A 22,485-nucleotide genomic window follows, 5' to 3' on the forward strand; every position below is an offset into this window, starting at 1 on the left:
GTTAAGTATTTTAGCCAAAAATCTATAGTTAATCCATCTTTATGCGTTATTTCAAAATTGCTTTTTTAGTATTTTTTAGTGTTCAAATTGTTTTAAGTCAAAGTTCAAAAGACCCTCTATTGAGCTCCAATACCTATGCTCAACAACGATGGGTAGATAGTATTTATAACACCTTGACCCTCAAAGAAAAAATAGGCCAATTATATACTGTTCAGGTATTTTCTAATGAAGATGAAGTTTCTAAAAAAAAGATTATTGAGTTAATCAAGGATTATAATATTGGCGGTATTATATATTCAAAAGGAGATCCAGTAAGTCAAGCTAAACTTGATAATGAGTTGCAAGGAGTTTCAAGGATTCCTTTATTGGTTAGTATGGATGCAGAGTGGGGTTTAAGCATGCGATTAGATTCTACATTCGCTTTTCCGTGGAATATGACTCTTGGTGCTATCAAGGATAATAAGTTAATAGAACAGGTTGGAAGACAAATAGGAGAGCATTGCAAGCGTTTGGGTGTTCATCTAAATTTTGCTCCTGTGGTTGATATCAATACCAATCCTAAAAACCCAATTATTGGAAATCGCTCTTTTGGCGAAGATCGTGATAATGTTACCGAAAAAGCTTTAGCCTTTATGAAGGGTATGCAAAGTGCTGGTGTTTTGGCCAATGCCAAACATTTTCCAGGTCATGGTGATACCGAAACAGATTCGCATAAAACCTTACCAACTATTGATTTTGATGCACAACGGATTGATTCTGTAGAAATGTATCCGTATAAAAAACTGATTAAGCAAGGACTCTCTAGTGTGATGGTAGCTCATTTAAATGTTCCGAGTTTAGAAACAAAATCAGATTATCCATCATCATTATCAAATCATATTATAACGGATATTTTAAAAGATTCGTTGGGGTTTAAAGGACTTGTTATTTCTGACGCACTTACTATGAAAGGCGTTGCCGATTTTGACGAAGCTGGAGACATTGATTTAGCTGCATTTCTAGCAGGAAATGATATCCTTTTGATGTCTGAAGATCCAGCGATAGGAATTTCTAAAATTACAGATGCTTATTATGAAGGTAAAATAACTGAAGAACGTTTAGAATATTCAGTAAAGAAAATTTTAAAGGCTAAATTTAAAGTAGGATTAAATCATTATAAACCTGTTGAAGTTTCTAACTTAGTTAATGATTTAAACAAGGTTAAAGATGATGTTTTATACGAAGATTTGATTGAAAATGCATTAACTGTGGTAAAAAACAAGTCAGACATATTACCATTGAGACGTTTAGAAACCAAACGTATTGCGTATGTAAAAATGGGAGATGATGACGGATCGTATTTTTTAGACGAATTAAAAAAGTATACGAAGATTCATGAGGTTAAAGCTGACAAATTAGATGAATTAATAGCCCAGTTACAATCGTATAACACCGTAATTATTGGATTTCATCGATCAAATGATAACCCATGGAAAAGCTATGAGTTTACTGATAAGGAATTGACTTGGCTATATGAAATAGCACGAACGAATACCGTTATTTTAGATGCATTCGTTAAACCTTATGCACTTTCAGATTTGCATACCATAGAGAATATCGAAGGCATTATCATGAGTTATCAAAACAGTCCAATAGCTCAACAAAAATCTGCTCAGTTAATTTTTGGAGCTATTCCCTCTAAAGGAAGTTTACCTGTTTCCGTAGGAGATTTTTTTAAGGTTGGAGATGGAATTAAAAACAATCCTTTACAGCGTTTAAGTTATACTATTCCAGAGCGTGTTGGAATGAGTTCAGAAAAACTCAAAAAGATTGATTCTGTTGCGCAATATGCTATAGATCATAAAATGACACCTGGAATTCAATTGTTAGTCGCTAGAAGAGGAAAGGTTATTTACAATAAAAATTTCGGCAAACACACTTACGATGGTGAAGAGAAGGTGACTTCTAATGACATTTATGATTTAGCATCATTAACAAAAATATTGGCAACCTTGCCTTTATTTATGGAATTAGAAGAGCAAGGCATTGTATCATTAGATAATAAAGTATCTGATTTTTTACCAGAATACAAAACATCAAATAAAAAGAATATTACTTTTAAACAAATGCTTTCTCATTATGCGCGATTAAAACCTTGGATCCCGTTTTATGCAGCGACGCTAGATCCTGTAACTAAAGAACCAAGTCCAAAATACTACAGAAATGGTTATAGTAGTAAGTTTAATATTGAAGTGGGTAAAAATTTATATTTAAGAAGTGATTATCCCGATTCAATGCAGACGATAATAAAAGATAGCAAATTATTGAGTCATTTACGATATAGATATAGTGATTTACCATATTATATTTTAAAGAAATTTATTGAGAAACATTACGACAAACCTTTAGATGAATTGGTACAAGATCATTTTTATGAATCGTTAGGAGCTAATATGACTATGTATAATCCTTATCGTAAAATAAGAGACAAGAACATTGTACCCACTGAAATAGATGATTATTACAGGCATCAAGAAATCCGTGGCTATGTGAATGATAGAGGAGCCGCCATGGAGAATGGAGTAGGTGGACATGCAGGTGTTTTTAGTAATGCTAATGATGTAGCTAAAATTATGCAAATGTATTTACAAAAAGGATTTTATGGAGGAAAGCGCTATTTTAAACCAGAAACTATCGATAAATTTAATACATGTTATTATTGTAGTAGAGATAATAGGCGAGGTGTAGGATTTGATAAACCGCAGTTAGAAGAGGAAGGACCTACATGTGGGTGTGTGTCCATGACAAGTTTTGGACATTCTGGTTTTACTGGCACCTATGCATGGGCTGATCCAGAGAAAGACATAGTATACGTATTTTTAGCAAACAGAACCTACCCACATGTAGGAGCAAATATATTGCTAAAAGAAAATATTAGAACAAAAATTCAACGCTTGATATATGAAGCAATTGTTGATTAAAAAAAAATATTAGTATGAAAATAGGTATTGTTTGTTATCCTACATTTGGAGGAAGTGGTGTAGTTGCTACAGAATTAGGTTTAGAACTTTCTAAACGCGGACATGAAATTCATTTTATAACTTATAACCAACCTGTACGGTTAGAGTTATTGAGTAATAATGTTCATTATCATGAAGTAACTGTTCCAGAATACCCGCTATTTCATTATCTACCTTATGAGTTAGCATTATCAAGTAAATTAGTTGATATGGTGAAACTTCATAAAATAGAGGTTTTACATGTACATTATGCTATTCCACATGCCTATGCAGCTTATATGGCAAAAAAAATGCTACAAGAAGACGGAATTTATGTACCTATTGTAACAACCCTTCATGGCACAGATATTACGCTTGTTGGGAGTCATCCGTTTTACAAAACAGCGGTTACCTTTAGTATCAATAAATCTGATGCAGTAACTTCAGTATCTCAAAGTTTAAAAGAGGATACATTGCGTTTATTTGATATAAAGAATGATATTACTGTAGTGCCTAATTTTATTGATTTAGACAAATACTCTAATTCCTTTAAAGGCTGTCAACGCGCTATGATGGCCAAAGAAAATGAAAAAATAATAACACATATTAGTAACCTTAGGGCCGTAAAAAGAGTTAAAGATGTTATTAGTATATTTTATAATATCCAAAAGAAACTTCCGGCAAAATTAATGTTGGTAGGCGAAGGGCCAGAGCGCGAAAATATCGAGATGCAATGTCAAAAATTAGGCATATCAGATAAAGTTGTTTTCTTTGGGAAAAGTAATGAGATTGATAAAATACTGTGTTTTAGTGATTTGTTTTTACTGCCGTCAGAAACAGAAAGCTTTGGATTAGCGGCATTAGAAGCTATGGCCTCTAGTACAGCTGTCATATCAAGTAATACAGGCGGTATTCCAGAAGTTAATATACATGGTGTTTCTGGGTTTTTAAGTGATGTAGGTGATGTAGAAGACATGTCAAAAAATGCTATTTATATATTGAGTGATGAAAATCGTTTGGAAACTTTTAAAAGAAATGCCAGAAAGGAAGCTTTAAAATATGATCTTCATAAAATAGTTCCTCAATATGAGGCTATTTACCAAGCCACCTTATCCCGATGTTTAACGTTGTAATCATTTTTCTTATTAAGTTTAATTAATGTTGTATATTTAGTAATAACTAAACAATAACTTAAATAAAAACAATATGAAAAAAACAGTGTTTTATTTAGTAATAGTGATATTATTAAGTGTATTCCCCAGTACAGTTATGGCATCAGAAAAAGTTCCAGTAACAGCTGAAAAACCAGTTACAGAAATTCCTGCTGAAGTAAAAACAATGCTTAATCGATTAGAAGAGATTAAGGATATGGATAAATCTGATTTAAAATCATCAGAACGAAAAGAACTTAGAAAAGAAGTTAGAGAAATAAAAAAGACCCTAAAATCATCTGGTCGCGGAATATATATATCTACAGGAGCCATTATTATCATTTTATTGATTTTGTTGCTTTTATAGTAATAGTATATAAATAATATGCATAAAAAAAAGCGCCTATTAGGCGCTTTTTTTGTTATAAAATCTTTATTAAAATTGATATCTAATTCCTAAGGCAATGTCAAAAACAGTGTTATCTGTAAAATCATTATTACCTATTTCTGGTCTAAAATCTAACGACAATTGTAATGGAATATCAAAGCTATATTCAATACCTATGTCACCAGCAATAAAAAAAGATGTTTGACTATCATTTAATTGGTTTTTACCATCAAAAGAAGCTATACCACCCCCGGCACCAGCATACCAATTAAAATCACCATCTAAAGGAAATACCCATTGATATAATCCTGTAAGTTTAAAAGCATCATAGTTGTTTCCATTTCTCCATCCTAAATCCAATTCTAAACGGTTGCTTTCAGAAAGCGCCCGTTGATATGAAATTTCGGCACCTAAACCATCACTATCTCCTAATCGCAAACCAAGAGCGTTATTGGATATTTCTTGAGCATTTGATACTGCAGTAAAGCTAATAAAAGCAATGGCAACTAAAAATAATTTTTTCATAAGTTAAAAGTTTTTGTTTCTAAATTGTACATATATACGAGCTAAATGATTAAAAAGCCCATTTTTTTAATTCAAAGTATTATTTCAAAAATAACGCCAAACTTTTATTTTTATTTAATTAAAAATAATTTATCTCGCGTGTCATATTAAATAGATCTGTTAAGGTCTCATTTACAAGTGTTAATAAAAACAATAGTGTTTTGTGAACTTTAAATTTCCATGTCAGTTTATAATTAAAAAAATAAAAATCATAATTTAATTCGCTATATCACTATTACTTTTTTGATTAAATACAGTATTTCAATTTTTGTTTCTCTAATAATAGATTTACTTTAGCGTAAAAATATTTATTTATGGCTGGAAATTCCTTTGGAAAATTATTTACGCTAACGACGTATGGTGAGTCTCACGGTCCTGCATTAGGAGGTGTTATTGATGGTTGTCCGTCAGGAATTGAATTAGATTTAGATGCCATACAAAACGAACTAAACAGAAGAAAACCAGGCCAATCAGCTATTGTTACACAACGAAAGGAGCCTGATACGGTTAAATTTCATTCAGGTATTTTTGAAGGTAAAACAACAGGAACTACTATTGGTTTTGTTATAGAAAATACCAACCAAAAATCTCATGATTATACACATATAAAGGATAGTTACAGACCTAGTCATGCAGATTATGTTTATGACAAGAAATATGGATTTAGAGACTATCGCGGTGGCGGACGTAGTTCTGCCAGAGAAACTGCTTGTCGTGTTGTAGCTGGGGGCATAGCAAAACAAATGCTTAAAGGCATAGAAATTAGGGCTTACGTGTCTGCCGTTGGCACGATGAAACTGGACAAACCGTATACCGAATTAGATCTTACTAAAACGGAATCTAATATCGTTCGTTGTCCAGATGTAGATATGGCTGCGAGTATGGAATCATATATAAAAGAGGTACGCGCTAAAGGCAATACAGTTGGAGGTATTGTTAGTTGTGTTATAAAAAATGTGCCAGTCGGATTAGGAGAACCTGTTTTCGATAAATTGCACGCTGAATTAGGTAAAGCTATGCTATCAATAAATGCGGTAAAAGGATTTGAGTATGGTAGCGGATTCCATGGTAGTACCATGTATGGTAGCGATCATAACGACTCGTTTAATAGTGATGGTACCACAAAAACCAATTATTCAGGTGGTATTCAAGGAGGCATAAGTAATGGAATGGACATTTATTTTAATGTGGCATTTAAGCCTGTCGCAACCCTTATTCAAAAATATGAAACGATAGATAAAGAAGGAAATACAGTAGAAATGCAAGGTAAAGGACGTCACGACCCTTGTGTTGTTCCTAGAGCTGTGCCCATTGTTGAAGCTATGGCTGCATTGGTTTTGGCGGATTATCACCTTTTAAATAAACTAACTAAGTTATAATATGAAAAAGCTAGCACTGCATTGGAAAATTCTTATCGGAATGATATTAGGTATCATATGGGCATTATTATCTAGCTCATTAGGATGGAGTGCCTTTACCATTAATTGGATAGATCCATTTGGTACTATTTTTATTAATCTTTTAAAACTTATCGCAGTTCCGTTAGTCTTGTTTTCCATTATAAGTGGCGTTGCTAATATTGGTGATCCAGCAAGCTTGGGTAGAATGGGAGGAAAGACATTGCTTGTTTATCTTATAACTACTGTTATGGCCATTTCTCTAGGGCTGTTATTAGTGAATACAATTAAACCGGGTAAATTAATTGATAAACAAAGTAGAATTGATAATAGAATCAGTTATGAAATTTGGGCCAGTTCCCAAGGCTATCAAATAAAGGATGGGATTAATTATCTACAAGATCCAGCTTTTTTTGAACGCGCACAGGAAATTTCAAAACTATCTCATGCAGAATTAAAAGAAGCTTCAGTTTCAGATAAGTTAGAAAAAGCTAATAAACGCAAAGAAACCACACCTCTTCAACCCTTAGTTGATATTGTGCCAGACAACTTTTTTTATTCACTTTCCAATAATGGCTTAATGTTGCAAATCATCTTTTTTGCCATCTTTTTTGGCGTTTGTTTATTATTTATTCCTAATGATAAATCACAACCCGTTTTAAACTTAGTAGATGGCATAAATGAGGTCTTTCTTAAAATGGTTGATTTGGTTATGCAAGCAGCTCCGTTTTTTGTTTTCGCCTTATTAGCTGGTGTAGTGAGTAAAATGGCTGGAGATGATATTGGTAAAGTAGTTGAAATATTTAAGGGATTAAGTTGGTACTCCCTAACTGTTCTTATAGGCCTTTTATTCATGATTTTTGTTGCCTACCCAATTATTTTAAAACTTTTTGTGAAGAAAATTCCATATACAGGTTTTTTTAAAGCTATGAGTCCAGCACAAACCTTGGCCTTTTCAACATCCAGTAGTGCAGCTACATTACCAGTTACTATGGAATGTGTAGAGCAGAACTTAGGAGTTGATAAAAAAGTAAGCAGCTTCGTCTTGCCCATCGGTGCGACCGTTAACATGGACGGAACTAGTTTATACCAAGCGGTTGCTGTTATATTTTTAGCACAATTGCATATGATTGATTTAACACTTGGACAGCAATTAACCATTGTCCTCACGACTACGTTGGCGTCTATTGGTTCTGCGGCAGTACCTAGTGCGGGTTTAGTAATGCTTATTATTGTATTGGATTCCGTAGGGTTAAATCCAGCTTGGATTGCTATTATCTTTCCGGTTGATAGAGTTTTGGATATGTTCAGAACGGTGGTTAATGTAACAGGTGATGCTACGGTATGTTCTATTATCGCTGATGGCGAAAATATGTTGGATTATCATGACGATAAAGATCCAACAGAAACTTTTGATTTAGATTCTTGATTATATGGGAAGATTAGTTATTTCTGAACCTGTTGTATCTGTGGAATGGCTTCATTCCAATTTAAATGCTGAAAATATAATTATTTTAGATGCCAGTATTAAAAAGGTTGTGGGTAATGACAATTCTAAATCTGAAATACAAATACCAAATACATGTTTTTTTGATTTAAAAAATGCGTTTAGTGATCCCTCTGCGCAGTTTCCAAGCACGTTTCCGTCTGAAGAACAATTTACCAAAGAAGCACAAGCCCTAGGAATTAATAAAGACAGTGCTATTGTGGTTTATGATGATAAAGGTATTTATTCAAGTGCAAGAGCATGGTGGTTGTTTAAAGCAATGGGACACAACAATGTGGCCGTTTTAAATGGCGGATTACCCGAATGGATTCAATCAGGTTATAAAAAGGAAGCAAAAAAAGAAGTTCAATTTAGTAAAGGTAATTTTGAAGCACATTACCAGTCAAAATTCATGAAATTTTTTGACGATGTTAAACAGGCGTCTTTATCGAAATCACATACAATCATGGATGCGCGTTCTGAAGCAAGATTTAAAAGTTTGGTGCCAGAACCACGAGAAGGATTGCGAAGTGGAACCATTCCTAATTCTGTTAATTTGCCGTATGAAGATTTATTAGAAGGCAATGTACTAAAACCTAGAGACGTTATTGAAGCTAAATTTCGAAAAATGGTTCAAAAAGAAGCCCTTATTATTTTTTCTTGTGGCTCAGGGATTACTGCTTGTGTACTGGCTTTAGGAGCTGAAATGTCTGGCTACAAAAATATTTCAGTTTATGATGGTTCTTGGACAGAGTGGGGTAGTTTAGTACCTGAATAAGGTCTATTTTAAAGTTTCTAGATACCAATTCACTCGAAGTGACAAGAATGTTTACAGTTATGTTTTTAGTTCGAATAAATATTGAGACACAAAATATTTTGTATCGAGAATCTATTGACTTTGTGTGATTAAGTGAAAAACCTATTCTAAAAATTTACTTTTTAGTTCTGGTGTGGGAATCATGCAAGATTCTTTTTTACCATACCATTTGTATCTGTTTTTAGCAATATAATCATATACCCAATTGCGAATAAAAGCAGGCACAATTAAAAAAACACTCAGTATACTATTTGGAAAACCTAAATAATAGGCGATTTTTAAGGCGGCAGTAGATTTATAACTAATACCTTCTTTCGTAGTGTATAACAAAATAGAATCTGTTTTTTTTGTGTCTATTTTGTACTCTTTGATTAGTTGTTGTCCAACCTCACTTTGTAAAGCAGCAAGCATAAAAATATTGTTTTTGTCATGCTTTATAACATATTGTACTGAGCTGTTGCAGAGATTACAAACCCCGTCAAATAAGATTAGTTTTTTGTTTTGAGGAAGATTTATCATTATCTAAAGTACGTTTTAATAAGGTTGCATAAATTGGTTTATTTCCTAGTATTGTTGTAAATACAGATGCTGTAACTGTTGTAATTATTAAAGGTAATATTAATTCGTAATTTGAAGTCATTTCTATGGCAAGTACTAAGCCTGTAAGAGGAGCTCTAACAGTTGCGGAAAAAATACCAGCCATTCCTGCAACAGCAAAAACACCTGGATGTGAAATTAAATTGGGAAAATAGGGTTGCATAGTAATTCCGAATAACATCCCTAAAATAATACCGAGTGTTAGCATGGGTAAAAAAATACCTCCAGGTAAACCAAAACTGTAACTAAAAAAAGAGAGCAGAAGTCTTATTACAAATAAGAGTACTAAAAATGATAACGAAAAAGAATTATCAAGTACTTTAGTAATGGTATCGTATCCTCCACCTATCATATCGGAGTGAAAAATACCAATAAGCGCAATAATTAATCCTATAAAAATTGCTGAGTAAATGATTGGAATGTTGTTAGTAAATTTAAATAAATCTAATGATTGAATGAGTAATTTATTATATATGTAACCGATTATACTGCATAATAATCCAATAACTATAAATAGCCATAATCCATATATGTTAGGGCTTGGAAACACCATCATATTTATAATAGGTTTAGATCCAATTAAGAGTCTAACAATAAAATCAGCAGTTCCAGCACCAATCATGATAGCTGCTACAGAATAAAAATTAAATTTAAAATGGCCATGCATTTCTTCAATCACAAAAATAATTCCAGCAAAAGGAGCATTAAAAGCACTGGATAACCCTGAAGCAGCACCAGCAGATATTAATGGGTTATTTTCAATTTTTGAAGATTGACCTAAAACATCCTTAACCATTTTACCAATATTGGCACCTAATTGAATAGTTGGACCTTCTCGTCCTAAAAGCAAACCGCTTCCCAAAGAAAATAATGAAGCAATAAATTTTACAGGCAACACTCTTTTCCAACGCATAGGCCGGATATCATCTAAAGCACCCTCTATTTCTTGAACACCACTTCCTGATGCTTCTGGCGCAAATTTTCTAACTAAAAATAAGGATATAGCTATTCCAATAATAGCAAACATAATTGGCCATAACCAACTAAAAAATATTGAATTGCCAGCATTTTCAAATAAGGTGTTTCTAAAGTTTTCTACATAACTAAGGGTAATTCTAAAAAAACCACCCAGAAGACCAGCAATAATTCCAATTAAAAGCGCATAAAATAACAGGATAAAGTGTTTGGTGTTCTCATCTTTAAATCGTTGATATTTTTTGTAAGATGCTCTAAACTTCATTATCCACTATTTTTTAACAGTTTCTACTAATTCTAATTGTTCTAAGCTTACATTAGTAGTAAACATGCCATAATTAACAACGGCTTTATTTTTTTCAATTTTATCAATGCTACCAATAGCACGACCATCTTCCATACGAACACGATCACCAACTTTTAAAGTAGGTTTAGGTTTTGGTGTTTCAATCTTTTTCTCTTTGGCAGCCTTTTTCTTCTTTCTTATAACATTTACAACTTTTTCAGCGTCTTGTTTTACTTTTTCTTCTTTAGCTTTAATGACTTGTTTCTGCTTAGCAGATACTTTTTTACGTTTAGAGTTTTCTATTTGAACGATTTTAAAAAGTTCACCCATTAATTCTTTTTTCTGCTTATTTTCAAAGTACCTTTCGGCTACATCATTTAGTTTTTGACCCAAATAAATTAAGCGCTGATTGCTATCATACAACTCTTGATAGCTTTCTAGCTTCTTTTGAATTTTGCTGTTGATTTCCTCTAGCTTATCAGCTTCCTCAATTTTTTTCTTTTCATTTTGTCGTAATGATTCACCAGTTTTCTCAAGCTTAGAGCGTTCTTTTTGAAGTTTGGCAATCGTTGCATCAAAGCGTACTTTACTGCGCTCTATCTTCTTTTTAGCTCTATTTATTAATCCGTAAGGAATGCCATTTTTTTGTGCTACTTCAAACGTAAAACTACTTCCTGCTTGTCCAACAACCAATTTAAATAAAGGCTCTAGTGTTTTTTCATCAAACAGCATATTAGCATTCACCATAAAAGGCAGTTCATTAGCCAGCATTTTTAAATTGGAGTAGTGGGTTGTAATAATACCATAGGCTCCTCTATGATAGAATTCTTCTAAAAACGTTTCAGCTAAAGCGCCACCAAGTTCAGGATCACTTCCTGTTCCAAATTCATCAATTAAAAACAAACTATTCTTATTACATTTCTTAAGAAAGTAATTCATTTGCTTAAGCCTGTAGCTGTATGTACTCAGGTGATTTTCAATAGACTGATTATCGCCTATATCACTCAACACTCTATCAAATAGGCATACTTTACTGCGTTCGTGAACAGGAATTAGCATACCACTTTGTAACATAACTTGTAGTAAACCAATGGTTTTAAGTGTGATACTTTTTCCACCAGCATTAGGCCCCGAAATAACAATAACACGTTTTTCCTGACTAAAATCTATAGTTTGAGGAAATGTTGTTTTCTTATTTTTTAAATTATTAAGATAGAGTAGCGGATGATAAGCATCTCTTAAAAATAAACTTTTATCTTCTGAAATTTCAGGAAGAATAGCTTCCATTGATTTAGCATATTTTGCTTTAGCTGCAATAACATCAAGATTGATTAAAAAGGTTTGAGAATCTGACAACCATGGTGAAAACGGACGAATAAAATTGGTGAGTTCTTTTAAGATTCTAATCACTTCTTCCTTCTCTTCGTATTCTAAATTATTGAGTTCTCGCGTAAATTGTGTAGTTGTTTCGGGCTCAATATAAACAATACTGCCCGTTTTACTTCCACCCATAATAGAGCCTTTAATTTTACGGCGATACATGGCTTTTACGGCTAATACGCGTTTATTGTCAACTACAGATTCTCTAATATCATCTAAGTAGTCTAGCTGATGATACGCATTTAAAGCCGTTGCAAAACTCTGGTTTATTTTGCTTTTTATTTTATTAATGGATTGTCTTAAATCATATAATAACGAAGACGCATTATCTTTAATGTCACCAAATCTATCAACAACAGCATCTACATTTTCTATAATGGCTTTTGTAATGGGGATGTGCGATGCAAAGTCATTTAAAACAGGATAATATTCCTTAAATTTTTCAAGAAATGTAATTATTTCATTGGTTGTTAAAGAAAGAGATACAAGTTTTTTTAAACTATGAACTTCTAAATAGGTGTTTTCAATATGTAATAGTTGGAGTTCTTTGGTTATGGCATCAAATCCGTGATTTGGAATTCTATTGTTATTATGAAATGATGATAGGTATTCATTCGTTAACTGTAATGCAATAATAAGCTCTTCTTTTGTTTTAAAAGGGGTAATTTCGAGTGCTTTCTGATTTCCCAAGGGTGTAATACAATGTTCGCTAACCTGTTGCAAAACGGTTGGAAATTCTAAATCTTGTAATGTTTTTTTATGAATATTTATCATTCTTGGATCGCTATCGTAAACTTAAGATTGCAAAGTTACATATTAAGTTTGATAAGTAAGAAAAGTTAATTATTTGGTTAATTCTTCAAGAAGCACGTTATAATCATATTGTAAATCTTCATGAAGCGTTGAAACAATTTTTTTAATAGCAAGAAGCTGTCTTTGATAAATATTGGTAAGTGTTACGTTATGACGTATTGAAGGGCTGAAATTTTTTAATTTCTGACAAAAATAAAGAAGCAATTCAACTTCCGTTTCTTTTTTAAGTGAGTAACGGACATATTTTTTAATATTTTTCAATATTTTCCGAACACTTTTTTTGATGTAGAAATAACTGTTGGTGTTAATCAGTTCAAATTGTTCATCCACGTAAGCTTTCACGGTTTCAATATAGCCTGTTTCGTTATCCGATTCAAAGAGTAAATAGGTAAGTAGTTCTTTATTTTCTTTTTTGAATTTTGATAAACGTAAGCACAGTTGCGTTAATTCTTCTGAAGAACGATGTTGTAATTCTTTTTTTATGGTAATAACAGATACCGCTTTCAATAACTATATTTTTTTGATTAAAATGGTTATTAAACCATAATTTTTATCTTAATTTGGGAAAATTAGTAGGGTTTAATTCGTGCATAACCTCATAAACGGCCTCAAAAACATCTTCAATAGAAGGTTTTGAAAAATAATCACCATCCGTTCCATAAGCAGGCCTATGTGCTTTAGCAGTTAAGGTTTTCGGTTTACTATCTAAATATTGATAGCCATTTTGAGTATTTAAAATTTCATTTAGTATATAAGCCGATGCGCCACCAGGAACATCTTCATCAATAATCATAACTCGATTGGTTTTAGCCAAACTTTTTACAATATCATGATTAATATCAAACGGTAATAAGGATTGTACATCAATAATTTCTACATCAATATCAACTAATTGTAATTCCTTTGCAGCTTGTTCAACAATTCTAAGAGTAGAACCATAAGAAACCAGTGTAATATCGGTTCCTTGTTTAATAGTTTCAACAACCCCAATAGGTGTTTTAAATTCACCAATATTGTTAGGTAGTTTTTCTTTTAGCCTATATCCATTTAAGCATTCAACAATTAAAGCAGGTTCATCGCCTTGTAACAAGGTATTATAAAAACCAGCCGCTTTGGTCATGTTTCTTGGAACTAACACATGAATACCTCGCACTAAGTTTAAAATGCCACCTAGTTGTGAACCAGAATGCCAAATACCTTCTAATCTGTGTCCTCGAGTTCTTATAATAAGCGGTGCTTTTTGACGACCTCTTGTTCGGTAATGTAAGGTAGCTAAATCATCACTTATTATTTGTAAAGCATACATTAAATAGTCTAAATATTGAATTTCGGCAATAGGTCTTAATCCTCGCATAGCCATGCCAATACCTTGACCAACAATGGTTGCTTCTCGAATACCACTATCCGCAATTCTTAATTCTCCATATTTTTCTTGCAGGCCTTCTAGTCCTTGATTAACATCCCCTATATAACCAGTATCTTCTCCAAAAATTAAAGTTTCAGGATATTTATTGAATATGAAGTCAAAATTGTCGCGAATTATAATTCTTCCATCTACTGATTGAGCATCAACATCATAAGTTGGATTTACTGGCTCAACGTATAATGCAGATTTATCAGTTTCGGAATATAAATGTGAACTGAATTTTGGCTGTGTTTCTTTGAAACATTCGTTTATCCAATTGGCCAAGTTTTGTTTTTCAATAGACGAATTGCTAATACTATGATGTAAAACCCTTCTAGCTGTCGATAATACATCTTTCATAGAAGGCTCTTCTATGGCCAGCACATAATTTTTTAACTTTATAATATAATCAGCGTTTGTGCTAGTTGCAGCTAAGTTTGACAAAAGACTTGCTAATTCTTGACGCCTTTTTACTATTGGAGTTAAAAACGTGTCCCAAGCTCTTTTTTTACCGTCTCTAACCTCCCGTTTAATAGATCGTTCAATTTCTATTAAAGCCTCATTAGTTGCAATACCGCTTTCAATCATCCAAGAACGCATTTTAGCATTACAGTCATGTTTAGATTCCCAATTTAAACGAGTTTTAGTTTTATAGCGCTCATGAGATCCTGATGTAGAATGCCCTTGAGGTTGTGTTAATTCTAAAACATGAATTAATACAGGAACGTGCTCTTCGCGGGCAATAGCCGCAGCTTCTTGATACGTTTCTACAAGATTGGCATAATCCCAACCTTTAACACGCAATATTTCATAACCTTTGTCTTCATTAGTGCGTTGAAAACCGCTTAATATTTCTGAGATATTTTGTTTTGTTGTTTGATGTTTAGCATGAACTGAAATACCATATTCATCATCCCAAACACTAATAACCATAGGAACTTGCAGTACGCCTGCAGCGTTAATGGTTTCAAAAAACAAGCCTTCACTCGTGCTGGCATTTCCTATAGTTCCCCAAGCAACCTCATTACCATTAATTGAGAAATTTGAATTTTCAATGCCATCAACTTGTCTGTATATTTTTGAAGCTTGCGCCAATCCCAATAGTCTAGGCATTTGTCCAGCAGTAGGAGAGATGTCTGCACTGGAGTTATATTGTGTCGTTAAATCTTTCCAGTTACCTAGCTCATCTAAACTATGTGTTGTAAAGTGACCTCCCATTTGTCGTCCAGCAGACATAGGTTCTAAAGCTAAATCAGTATTAGCATATAATCCGGCAAAAAATTGTTCAACAGTGAGCTCTCCAAGTGCCATCATAAATGTTTGATCACGATAATACCCTGAACGAAAGTCACCCTTAAAAAAGGCTTTAGCCATTGCTAATTGTGGTACTTCTTTACCATCACCAAAAATTCCAAACTTAGCTTTTCCTGTTAAAACTTCACGTCTGCCAAGTAAACTACATTCTCTACTTGTAACGGCTATTTTATAATCATTTAAAACTTCTGTCTTAAAGTCTTCAAAAGACATGTCATTTTTTAAATCTGGAATTGTTTGCATAAATGTATACTGGCTATTTTGACAAATTTAATCAAACTTTGTGGGTTTCACAATAATAATTAAACAGGATAATTGATAGATTCTTAGTAATATAATTTAAAAGTTCCAATTCGTTGATATTAATTCAATGAAACATTAAAAAATTAAATATTTTTTCAAAAAATTAACGTAGTTAATACCACCGCCTTCTAAATAATCCTAATAATGATTTGGGGTCTAGAGTAAACTTAAATCGTATTTTTTGATCATAATTTGGTTGGCCAATTTCCCAGCCTAAATTGGAATATAAGGGGAAATAAACTTCAAAATAATCTGTTACTAGATTCACTCGTATCCCTGAATCATAAACAAATGTTGGATCATTAAATTTGTTTTTTACAAAGCCCACATCTGAGTAGGCTAACACGTATTTCCAGAGTGTAGTACTTACGTTTAACGTTGAAATCCATTGATTTGCAAATGGAGGATTTAGTTTTGATTTAAAACCACCTTCGGCATCAATATATTGTTGACTAAATATCCCAGAAGATTCTGAACGTCCTAAATACGCATAATCAAATAAATAATCTGTTGGTCTATCTAACGCAAAACTAAAATAGTCAGAACCTATGTTGTTAGAGTTTTCTAAAAAAGCACCAGCAAAAAAGCGGAGATTTAACTGTCGGTTGTTTTCAAACAATCTTCTATATTCGTAATCAAATGACAGTTTACTAAATTTTCTTGCTATTTGAAGATCCAAGTAATAACTATCGTAATGAATTAAATTGTCGTTTGAATTAACAAAACGAGCATTGAATATGCTATAATTTGGTTCATCAGTATTTAAAACATTGTAAATATCCTTATCTCTGTTAATATCTAAATACCTAAGATATATAGCTTTTCTTTTGTTAGATCTAAAATCGCTGTCTTCCCTAAAGAAAAATGACAGATAGGGCGTTATTTGTCGAACAAATAAATTAGGTGCATAGGAGTCATAACTGGAACGTATACCATAATTTAAACTGTATAAATCACTGTTATTAAAATCATGAATCATATAAATATTAGCAGCACCTGTTAACGAATTAGATTTAAAAGAATACTTGGGTTCTAGTTTGTAATTAAAATGTTTTCTTAAAAGTGTTTTGTTATATGTTTTAATGCCTAATGTTAAACCATCATAAATATTATTAAACTCTACTATTGGCATAAAAAAGACCTGATTGTAGTTAGGGTCTTCAATGTCTTTAAACAGTCTGAATTGTAAAGGTTTATTGTTGAAAAACCACCCTTTTAACGATTTCCAGTTATCTCTTAAATTAATTTCGGGTATTATGTTTTCATAATTCAAAACCAATTTATCGGCATCGTTTCTAGGTATGGTAATGGTTTTACTTTTGGATATGTTTTCTATCCATGTTTTTGAAACAATACTATCATTATGTAACGTGTATAATGATATGGGCATGGTGTTGTCCACTTTATTTTTGATAGTAAGAGTTACAGAGTCCTCAGTTTTAATAACATCCTTAATTTTAAAATCTATTTTTTTTCGTGTGTTAATAAAATCCGTAAAAAACCAATCAATATCCTTATTGGTTTTTTGTTTCAAATAGGTTTCAAAATCTTTAGAGGAGGTTTCTTTTAATTTATTTTCAGTTAAAAAAGACTTTATAGAGTTCTCCATGATATGCGAATTAATAAAATCATCGAGATATTTAAGTCCTACACCAGCCTTATATTTGTTAGCGATGCTTTTGTTGAATTTTAATAAAGAGTCTTTTGCCATGCTTAGAGGCTGGTCTCTATTAGTTCTTGCCATAGCCATATAGGCTAAATTATATTTATCATTAAAATTTAAATCGGCCGCATGAAAAGCTTTAACACCCCAAAAGTTTGCTAAAGACCCTAAGAATTTCATATCTGGATAGTTTATTTCAACATATTTCATGAGAAAATAAATTTGCAAACCATCCAATAACCACTGATCTTTTCGTGGATTAATGAGTAATGTGTTTTCTAAATAATTGTATAAAGCAATTTTTACTAATTTCAGTTCATATTGAAAACTTTCGGGATAAGGATGAATAAATTTTGGTAGAAAATTTAATCCATAAATAGGTTCTTTTTTATAATCAATGTTACTTAAAAGTAGTTTTTCATGTGGGTAGCTTCCAAGATTTTCAATCAGAAAACTTGTTACTTTTTCATCAATTAAAACCTTGTCAATAACATCCAAATTAGGATCTTCTATATCGGAAACTATGGCAAAATTATCGCCTTCAACAGTATTAAAATTTGAGTGTTTACTTAAAAACAATCTAGTATTAATTCTGTTTTTTCCTGTTAGTCTAATTATTTGATTATTAGAGTTTTTTATCACCTCACTTGTATTTAATTCTGAAGTAATAGTATAGTTTTTTGGACATATAATTTCAATATCAATATTTGCAGCCGGAATAAATAAATCGTCTAAATCTTTATTACTATAGTACTGCCATTCTCCATTATAAACGGCAGGTGTAATATACCAATATCTTAAGTTAATATCTCCTGAAGGTGTTATGCCATAACTTGTGAATTTATCATTAGGTATTTGAACAATGTAAGACAGGTTAATTTTATAAGATTCATCGGGTTTTAATGGATTTTCTAGATATACTTTAACAACATCTGGTTGGCCAGGAAGTGTTGTGAAAACCAAATCTTGATGATCTTGTTTTATGGATGTTATGACAGAAAATCCCCGATCTTCATTTTTTGCAAGGTGAAAATCGTTTTTGTATTCTTCTGCTAAACGCTGTGCTAACGGTGTTTTTTTTGTTGAGTAGCTATTTGACCAATTATTTAAATAAATTGTTTTAAGGGTGTCTTTTGTTGTGTTTTTGTATTGAATAGTTTGAGAAATAGCTATTTGCTTTTTACTCATGTTAAAAACAGCTCGAAGATCAATATTGTTTTGACCAGACATGACATGACTAAAAAGGCATACCAGTATGAAGCTTAAAAAACGCAATTTCAACTTATTCGACAAACATTAAAAGGTTAAAAATTTATAGATAGGCTCGGTAATATAATAAAATTAATACTTACTTGTAATTTGAATTTTGATGTTCTTGTATTTTAGAAATTAGGACTAAAATCTGACTCCTTATAAAAGGCATCTAATATTTTAATAACGTCATCTTCAGTATCAACTATATGTATAAGATCTAAATCTTTATCGCTAATATTTCCAAATTTTGCTAATAATGTTGATTTAATCCAATCAAATAATCCTTCCCAAAAATCAGTTCCCACTAAAATAATAGGGAATTTTTCAATTTTATGTGTTTGTATTAACGTGATGGCTTCAAATAATTCATCAAGTGTTCCAAAGCCTCCAGGCATAACAACAAAACCTTGAGAATATTTTACAAACATCACTTTTCTAACAAAGAAATAATCGAAATCCAAACTTTTATCAGAATCTATATAAGGGTTATCATGTTGTTCGAAAGGTAATTCAATATTTAAACCTACCGATGTTCCTCCACCTAAGTGGGCTCCTTTATTACCCGCTTCCATAATACCTGGACCACCACCAGTAATCACACCATAGCCAGATTCTACAATTTTTTTAGCTATTTTTTCAGTTAGCTGATAATATTTGTCTTGAGGTTTTGTTCTAGCGGACCCAAAAATTGAAACACATGGACCAATTTTACTCATTTTTTCAAAACCACTAACAAATTCGCCCATAATTTTAAATATGGCCCATGAATCATTAGTTTTTACTTCGTTCCATCCTTTTGGATGCTGTTCGTGTATCATATATCAAATTAAAATTTAAAAACCCGCTAATTTAATTCTTTTTTTAGGAATTGTGCTGTATAGCTTTTTTTATGTTTAATAATATCTTCTGGTGTGCCCTCAACAATAATTTTGCCGCCACCTTTTCCGCCTTCGTAACCAATATCAATAATATGATCAACGGTTTTAATCACATCTAAATTGTGTTCAATAATTAAAACGGTATTACCTTTATTCGCCAGTTTGTTAAGAACCAACATTAATACGCGAATATCTTCAAAATGTAGGCCGGTTGTAGGTTCATCTAAAATATAAAAGGTATTGCCTGTATCTCGCTTACTCAATTCTGTTGCCAGTTTGATACGTTGGGCTTCTCCACCCGAAAGGGTAGTACTTTGTTGTCCAAGAGTAATATATCCTAAACCAACGTCTTTAATGGTTTTAAGTTTGTTGTATATTTTAGGAATATGTTCAAAAAAATCAACCGCTTCATTAATGGTCATGTTTAACACATCGCTAATCGATTTTCCTTTATAGCGAATTTCCAAAGTTTCTCGGTTGAAGCGTTTTCCCTGGCAGGTTTCACATTCTACATATACATCTGGAAGAAAATTCATTTCAATAACGCGTAATCCACCTCCTTGGCAGGTTTCGCAACGACCACCTTTAACATTAAAACTAAACCTACCTGCTTTGTACCCACGAATCATTGCTTCAGGAATTTTAGCAAACAATGCCCTAATTTCACTAAATGTTCCCGTATAGGTTACGGGGTTACTTCTTGGTGTTCGTCCAATAGGCGATTGGTTAATATCTATAACTTTGTCAATATGCTCTAAGCCTTTAATGCTTTTATAAGGCATTGGTTTTTTTACACCGTTAAAATAATGCGCATTTAAAATAGGGTAGAGTGTTTCGTTAATTAATGTCGATTTTCCACTACCTGAAACCCCAGTGACTCCAATCATTTTTCCTAAAGGAAACTTAACTGAGACATTTTTTAAATTATTACCTGTACATCCTTTTAGTTCTAAAAATTTCCCATTGCCTTTCCGACGCTTTTTAGGAATTTCAATATGCTTCGAACCGTTTAAATAATCGGCTGTTAGTGTATGATGGGTTAAAAGTTCTTTTGGTGTACCAATACTAATAATTTCACCACCATGTTTTCCAGCTTTCGGACCAATATCGATAACATAATCGGCACGTTCAATCATATCTTTATCATGCTCAACAACAATAACAGAGTTGCCAATATCTCTTAATGCTAACAACGAATTGATCAGTTTTTCATTATCGCGTTGGTGCAGGCCGATACTAGGTTCATCTAAAATATATAATACACCAACTAATTGAGAACCAATTTGTGTTGCTAAGCGAATACGCTGTGCTTCACCGCCAGATAATGATTTTGAACTTCTGTTTAATGACAAATAATTTAATCCAACATCCAATAAAAATTGTAATCTAGATTTGATTTCTTTAATAACTTCTTCCGCTATTTTAAATTGTTTTTCTGATAGATGATTAGGTAAGTCATTAAACCAATCGGCTAGTTCTAAAATATCGGTATTAGCAAGTTCTGCTATATTTTTATTGTTTATTTTGAAGTATAGAGATTCTTTTCTCAATCGACTTCCTTGACATTCTGGACATTCAACTTTATCCATATAGTCTTTAGCCCAACGTTTTAAGGAAGTTGATTCTGCATTTTTATATTGATTTTCAATAAAATTAGCAACGCCTTCAAAATCTATTTTATAATCGCGGGTAACCCCTAAGGTTTTACTTTCTACAGAAAACTTTTCATTACCACCGTACAAAATCATTTGTTTTGCTTCTTCAGGAATATCTTTATATGCATCGGTTAATTTAAAATTGTAACGTTGTGCAATGATTTCAAACTGCTTAAATATCCAACTACTTTTTTCGGGTCCATGTGGTGCTAATGCACCATTTTTTATAGACAATGTATCATCTGGAATGATTTTCTTTTCGTTAACCTGATAGAGTGTTCCTATGCCGTTACAATTTGGACAAGCACCTTTAGGAGAATTGAATGAGAAATTATTAGGTTCTGGATTTGGATATGAAATCCCTGAAGACGGACACATCAAATTTCTACTAAAATAACGTGTTTCCTTGGTGTCTTGGTCAATCACCATAAGCACATCTTCTCCATGATACATAGCGGTGTTTATCGTTTCGGTAAGACGCTTATCTTTATCTGTACTGTCATCAATTTTTAAGCGGTCAATTACAATTTCTATATCGTGAGTTTTGTACCGATCTAATTTCATCCCTTTTACAAGATCCTGAATCTCACCATCGGTTCTAACTTTTACAAAGCCTTGTTTGGCAATTTGCTCAAACAATTCACGATAATGACCTTTACGAGAACGCACAACGGGCGCGAGGATATTGATGCGTTTGCCTTTAAAATCGCTTATAATAAGTTCTTTAATTTGCTCATCACTATAACTTACCATTTTGTCTCCAGTGTTGTAACTGTAGGCATCACTGGCACGAGCAAATAACAAACGTAGAAAATCATAAATTTCTGTAATGGTTCCAACGGTTGAACGTGGTGATTTACTGGTTGTTTTCTGCTCAATAGCAATAACAGGGGAAAGTCCGTCAATTTTATCGACATCAGGACGCTCTAAACTACCTAGAAACTGGCGTGCATACGCTGAAAATGTTTCTATATAGCGACGTTGTCCTTCTGCATAAATCGTATCAAAAGCAAGAGAAGATTTTCCGCTTCCGGATAAACCTGTAATTACAACAAGTTTTTCGCGAGGAATGGATACATCAATATTCTTAAGATTATGTACTCTGGCTCCTTTTACTTCAATAAAATCATCAAATTGGCTCATAAATTGGCAAAAGTGCAAAGGTACAATTTTAGTTGTTA

General features: G+C 32.5%; 15 protein-coding genes. 6 read left to right on the plus strand and 9 right to left on the minus strand.

Translation table 11 applies throughout. The features are described 5' to 3' along the window. The first annotated feature begins 41 nt into the window (after positions 1–41). The 3 genes from G5V56_RS11950 to G5V56_RS11960 all read left to right on the plus strand — a co-directional run bounded on the left by G5V56_RS11950 (position 42) and on the right by G5V56_RS11960 (position 4,496). Entirely contained in the window at positions 42–2,960 is a 2,919-nt protein-coding gene (locus G5V56_RS11950) for a glycoside hydrolase family 3 N-terminal domain-containing protein (RefSeq protein WP_166965286.1), read from the plus strand. A gap of 14 nt (positions 2,961–2,974) precedes the next feature. Next, positions 2,975–4,111, plus strand: a complete 1,137-nt coding sequence (bshA, locus tag G5V56_RS11955) for an N-acetyl-alpha-D-glucosaminyl L-malate synthase BshA (RefSeq protein WP_166965288.1) — start codon at positions 2,975–2,977, stop codon at positions 4,109–4,111. Positions 4,112–4,184: 73 nt separating this feature from the next. Next, the gene (locus tag G5V56_RS11960) at positions 4,185–4,496 is read left to right on the plus strand and encodes a hypothetical protein (RefSeq protein ID WP_166965290.1); all 312 of its coding nucleotides are present in this window, start codon (positions 4,185–4,187) and stop codon (positions 4,494–4,496) included. A 69-nt stretch (positions 4,497–4,565) separates the two neighbouring features. On the opposite strand, the gene G5V56_RS11965 is transcribed toward G5V56_RS11960, so the two are convergent. Continuing rightward, a complete protein-coding gene (locus tag G5V56_RS11965; protein ID WP_166965292.1) occupies positions 4,566–5,042 on the minus strand; it encodes an outer membrane beta-barrel protein in 477 nt (158 codons plus the stop codon). 353 nt (positions 5,043–5,395) lie between these two features. On the opposite strand from G5V56_RS11965, the gene aroC reads away from it, so the two are divergent. The 3 genes from aroC to G5V56_RS11980 are packed head-to-tail and all read left to right on the plus strand — an operon-like array spanning position 5,396 to position 8,742. Next, positions 5,396–6,460, plus strand: coding sequence for a chorismate synthase (aroC, locus tag G5V56_RS11970; RefSeq protein WP_166965294.1), 1,065 nt, complete (start codon positions 5,396–5,398; stop codon positions 6,458–6,460). A 1-nt stretch (position 6,461) separates the two neighbouring features. After that, a complete protein-coding gene (locus tag G5V56_RS11975; protein ID WP_166965296.1) occupies positions 6,462–7,907 on the plus strand; it encodes a dicarboxylate/amino acid:cation symporter in 1,446 nt (481 codons plus the stop codon). A 4-nt stretch (positions 7,908–7,911) separates the two neighbouring features. Next, a complete protein-coding gene (locus G5V56_RS11980; RefSeq protein ID WP_166965298.1) occupies positions 7,912–8,742 on the plus strand; it encodes a sulfurtransferase in 831 nt (276 codons plus the stop codon). Positions 8,743–8,883: 141 nt separating this feature from the next. Here the strand turns inward: G5V56_RS11980 and G5V56_RS11985 are convergent, their stop codons facing one another. The 8 genes from G5V56_RS11985 to uvrA all read right to left on the minus strand — a co-directional run bounded on the left by G5V56_RS11985 (position 8,884) and on the right by uvrA (position 22,447). After that, positions 8,884–9,300 (minus strand): thiol-disulfide oxidoreductase DCC family protein, encoded by a 417-nt coding sequence (locus G5V56_RS11985; protein ID WP_166965300.1) that lies wholly within the window; start codon positions 9,298–9,300, stop codon positions 8,884–8,886. Then, positions 9,260–10,618, minus strand: a complete 1,359-nt coding sequence (gene clcA / locus G5V56_RS11990; RefSeq protein WP_166965302.1) for a H(+)/Cl(-) exchange transporter ClcA — start codon at positions 10,616–10,618, stop codon at positions 9,260–9,262. Before clcA ends, G5V56_RS11985 begins: the two co-directional genes overlap by 41 nt. Before the next feature lie 6 nt (positions 10,619–10,624). Further along, complete coding sequence (locus tag G5V56_RS11995) at positions 10,625–12,793, minus strand: endonuclease MutS2 (RefSeq protein WP_166965304.1); 2,169 nt, start codon at positions 12,791–12,793, stop codon at positions 10,625–10,627. Between the two features lie 69 nt (positions 12,794–12,862). Next, positions 12,863–13,339: a hypothetical protein gene (locus G5V56_RS12000; RefSeq protein ID WP_166965306.1), complete on the minus strand. Its 477-nt coding sequence runs from the start codon at positions 13,337–13,339 to the stop codon at positions 12,863–12,865. A gap of 43 nt (positions 13,340–13,382) precedes the next feature. Beyond that, a complete protein-coding gene (locus G5V56_RS12005; RefSeq protein WP_166965308.1) occupies positions 13,383–15,794 on the minus strand; it encodes an alpha-ketoacid dehydrogenase subunit alpha/beta in 2,412 nt (803 codons plus the stop codon). A 172-nt stretch (positions 15,795–15,966) separates the two neighbouring features. Further along, complete coding sequence (locus G5V56_RS12010; RefSeq protein ID WP_240911310.1) at positions 15,967–18,705, minus strand: gluzincin family metallopeptidase; 2,739 nt, start codon at positions 18,703–18,705, stop codon at positions 15,967–15,969. A gap of 194 nt (positions 18,706–18,899) precedes the next feature. Continuing rightward, complete coding sequence (locus tag G5V56_RS12015) at positions 18,900–19,589, minus strand: LOG family protein (RefSeq protein WP_166965312.1); 690 nt, start codon at positions 19,587–19,589, stop codon at positions 18,900–18,902. Positions 19,590–19,615: 26 nt separating this feature from the next. Next, positions 19,616–22,447, minus strand: coding sequence for an excinuclease ABC subunit UvrA (uvrA, locus tag G5V56_RS12020; RefSeq protein WP_166965314.1), 2,832 nt, complete (start codon positions 22,445–22,447; stop codon positions 19,616–19,618). Between the last annotated feature and the right edge of the window lie 38 nt (positions 22,448–22,485).

This window comes from Yeosuana marina (assembly GCF_011762485.1).
GTDB classification, from domain to species: Bacteria; Bacteroidota; Bacteroidia; order Flavobacteriales; family Flavobacteriaceae; genus Yeosuana; species Yeosuana marina.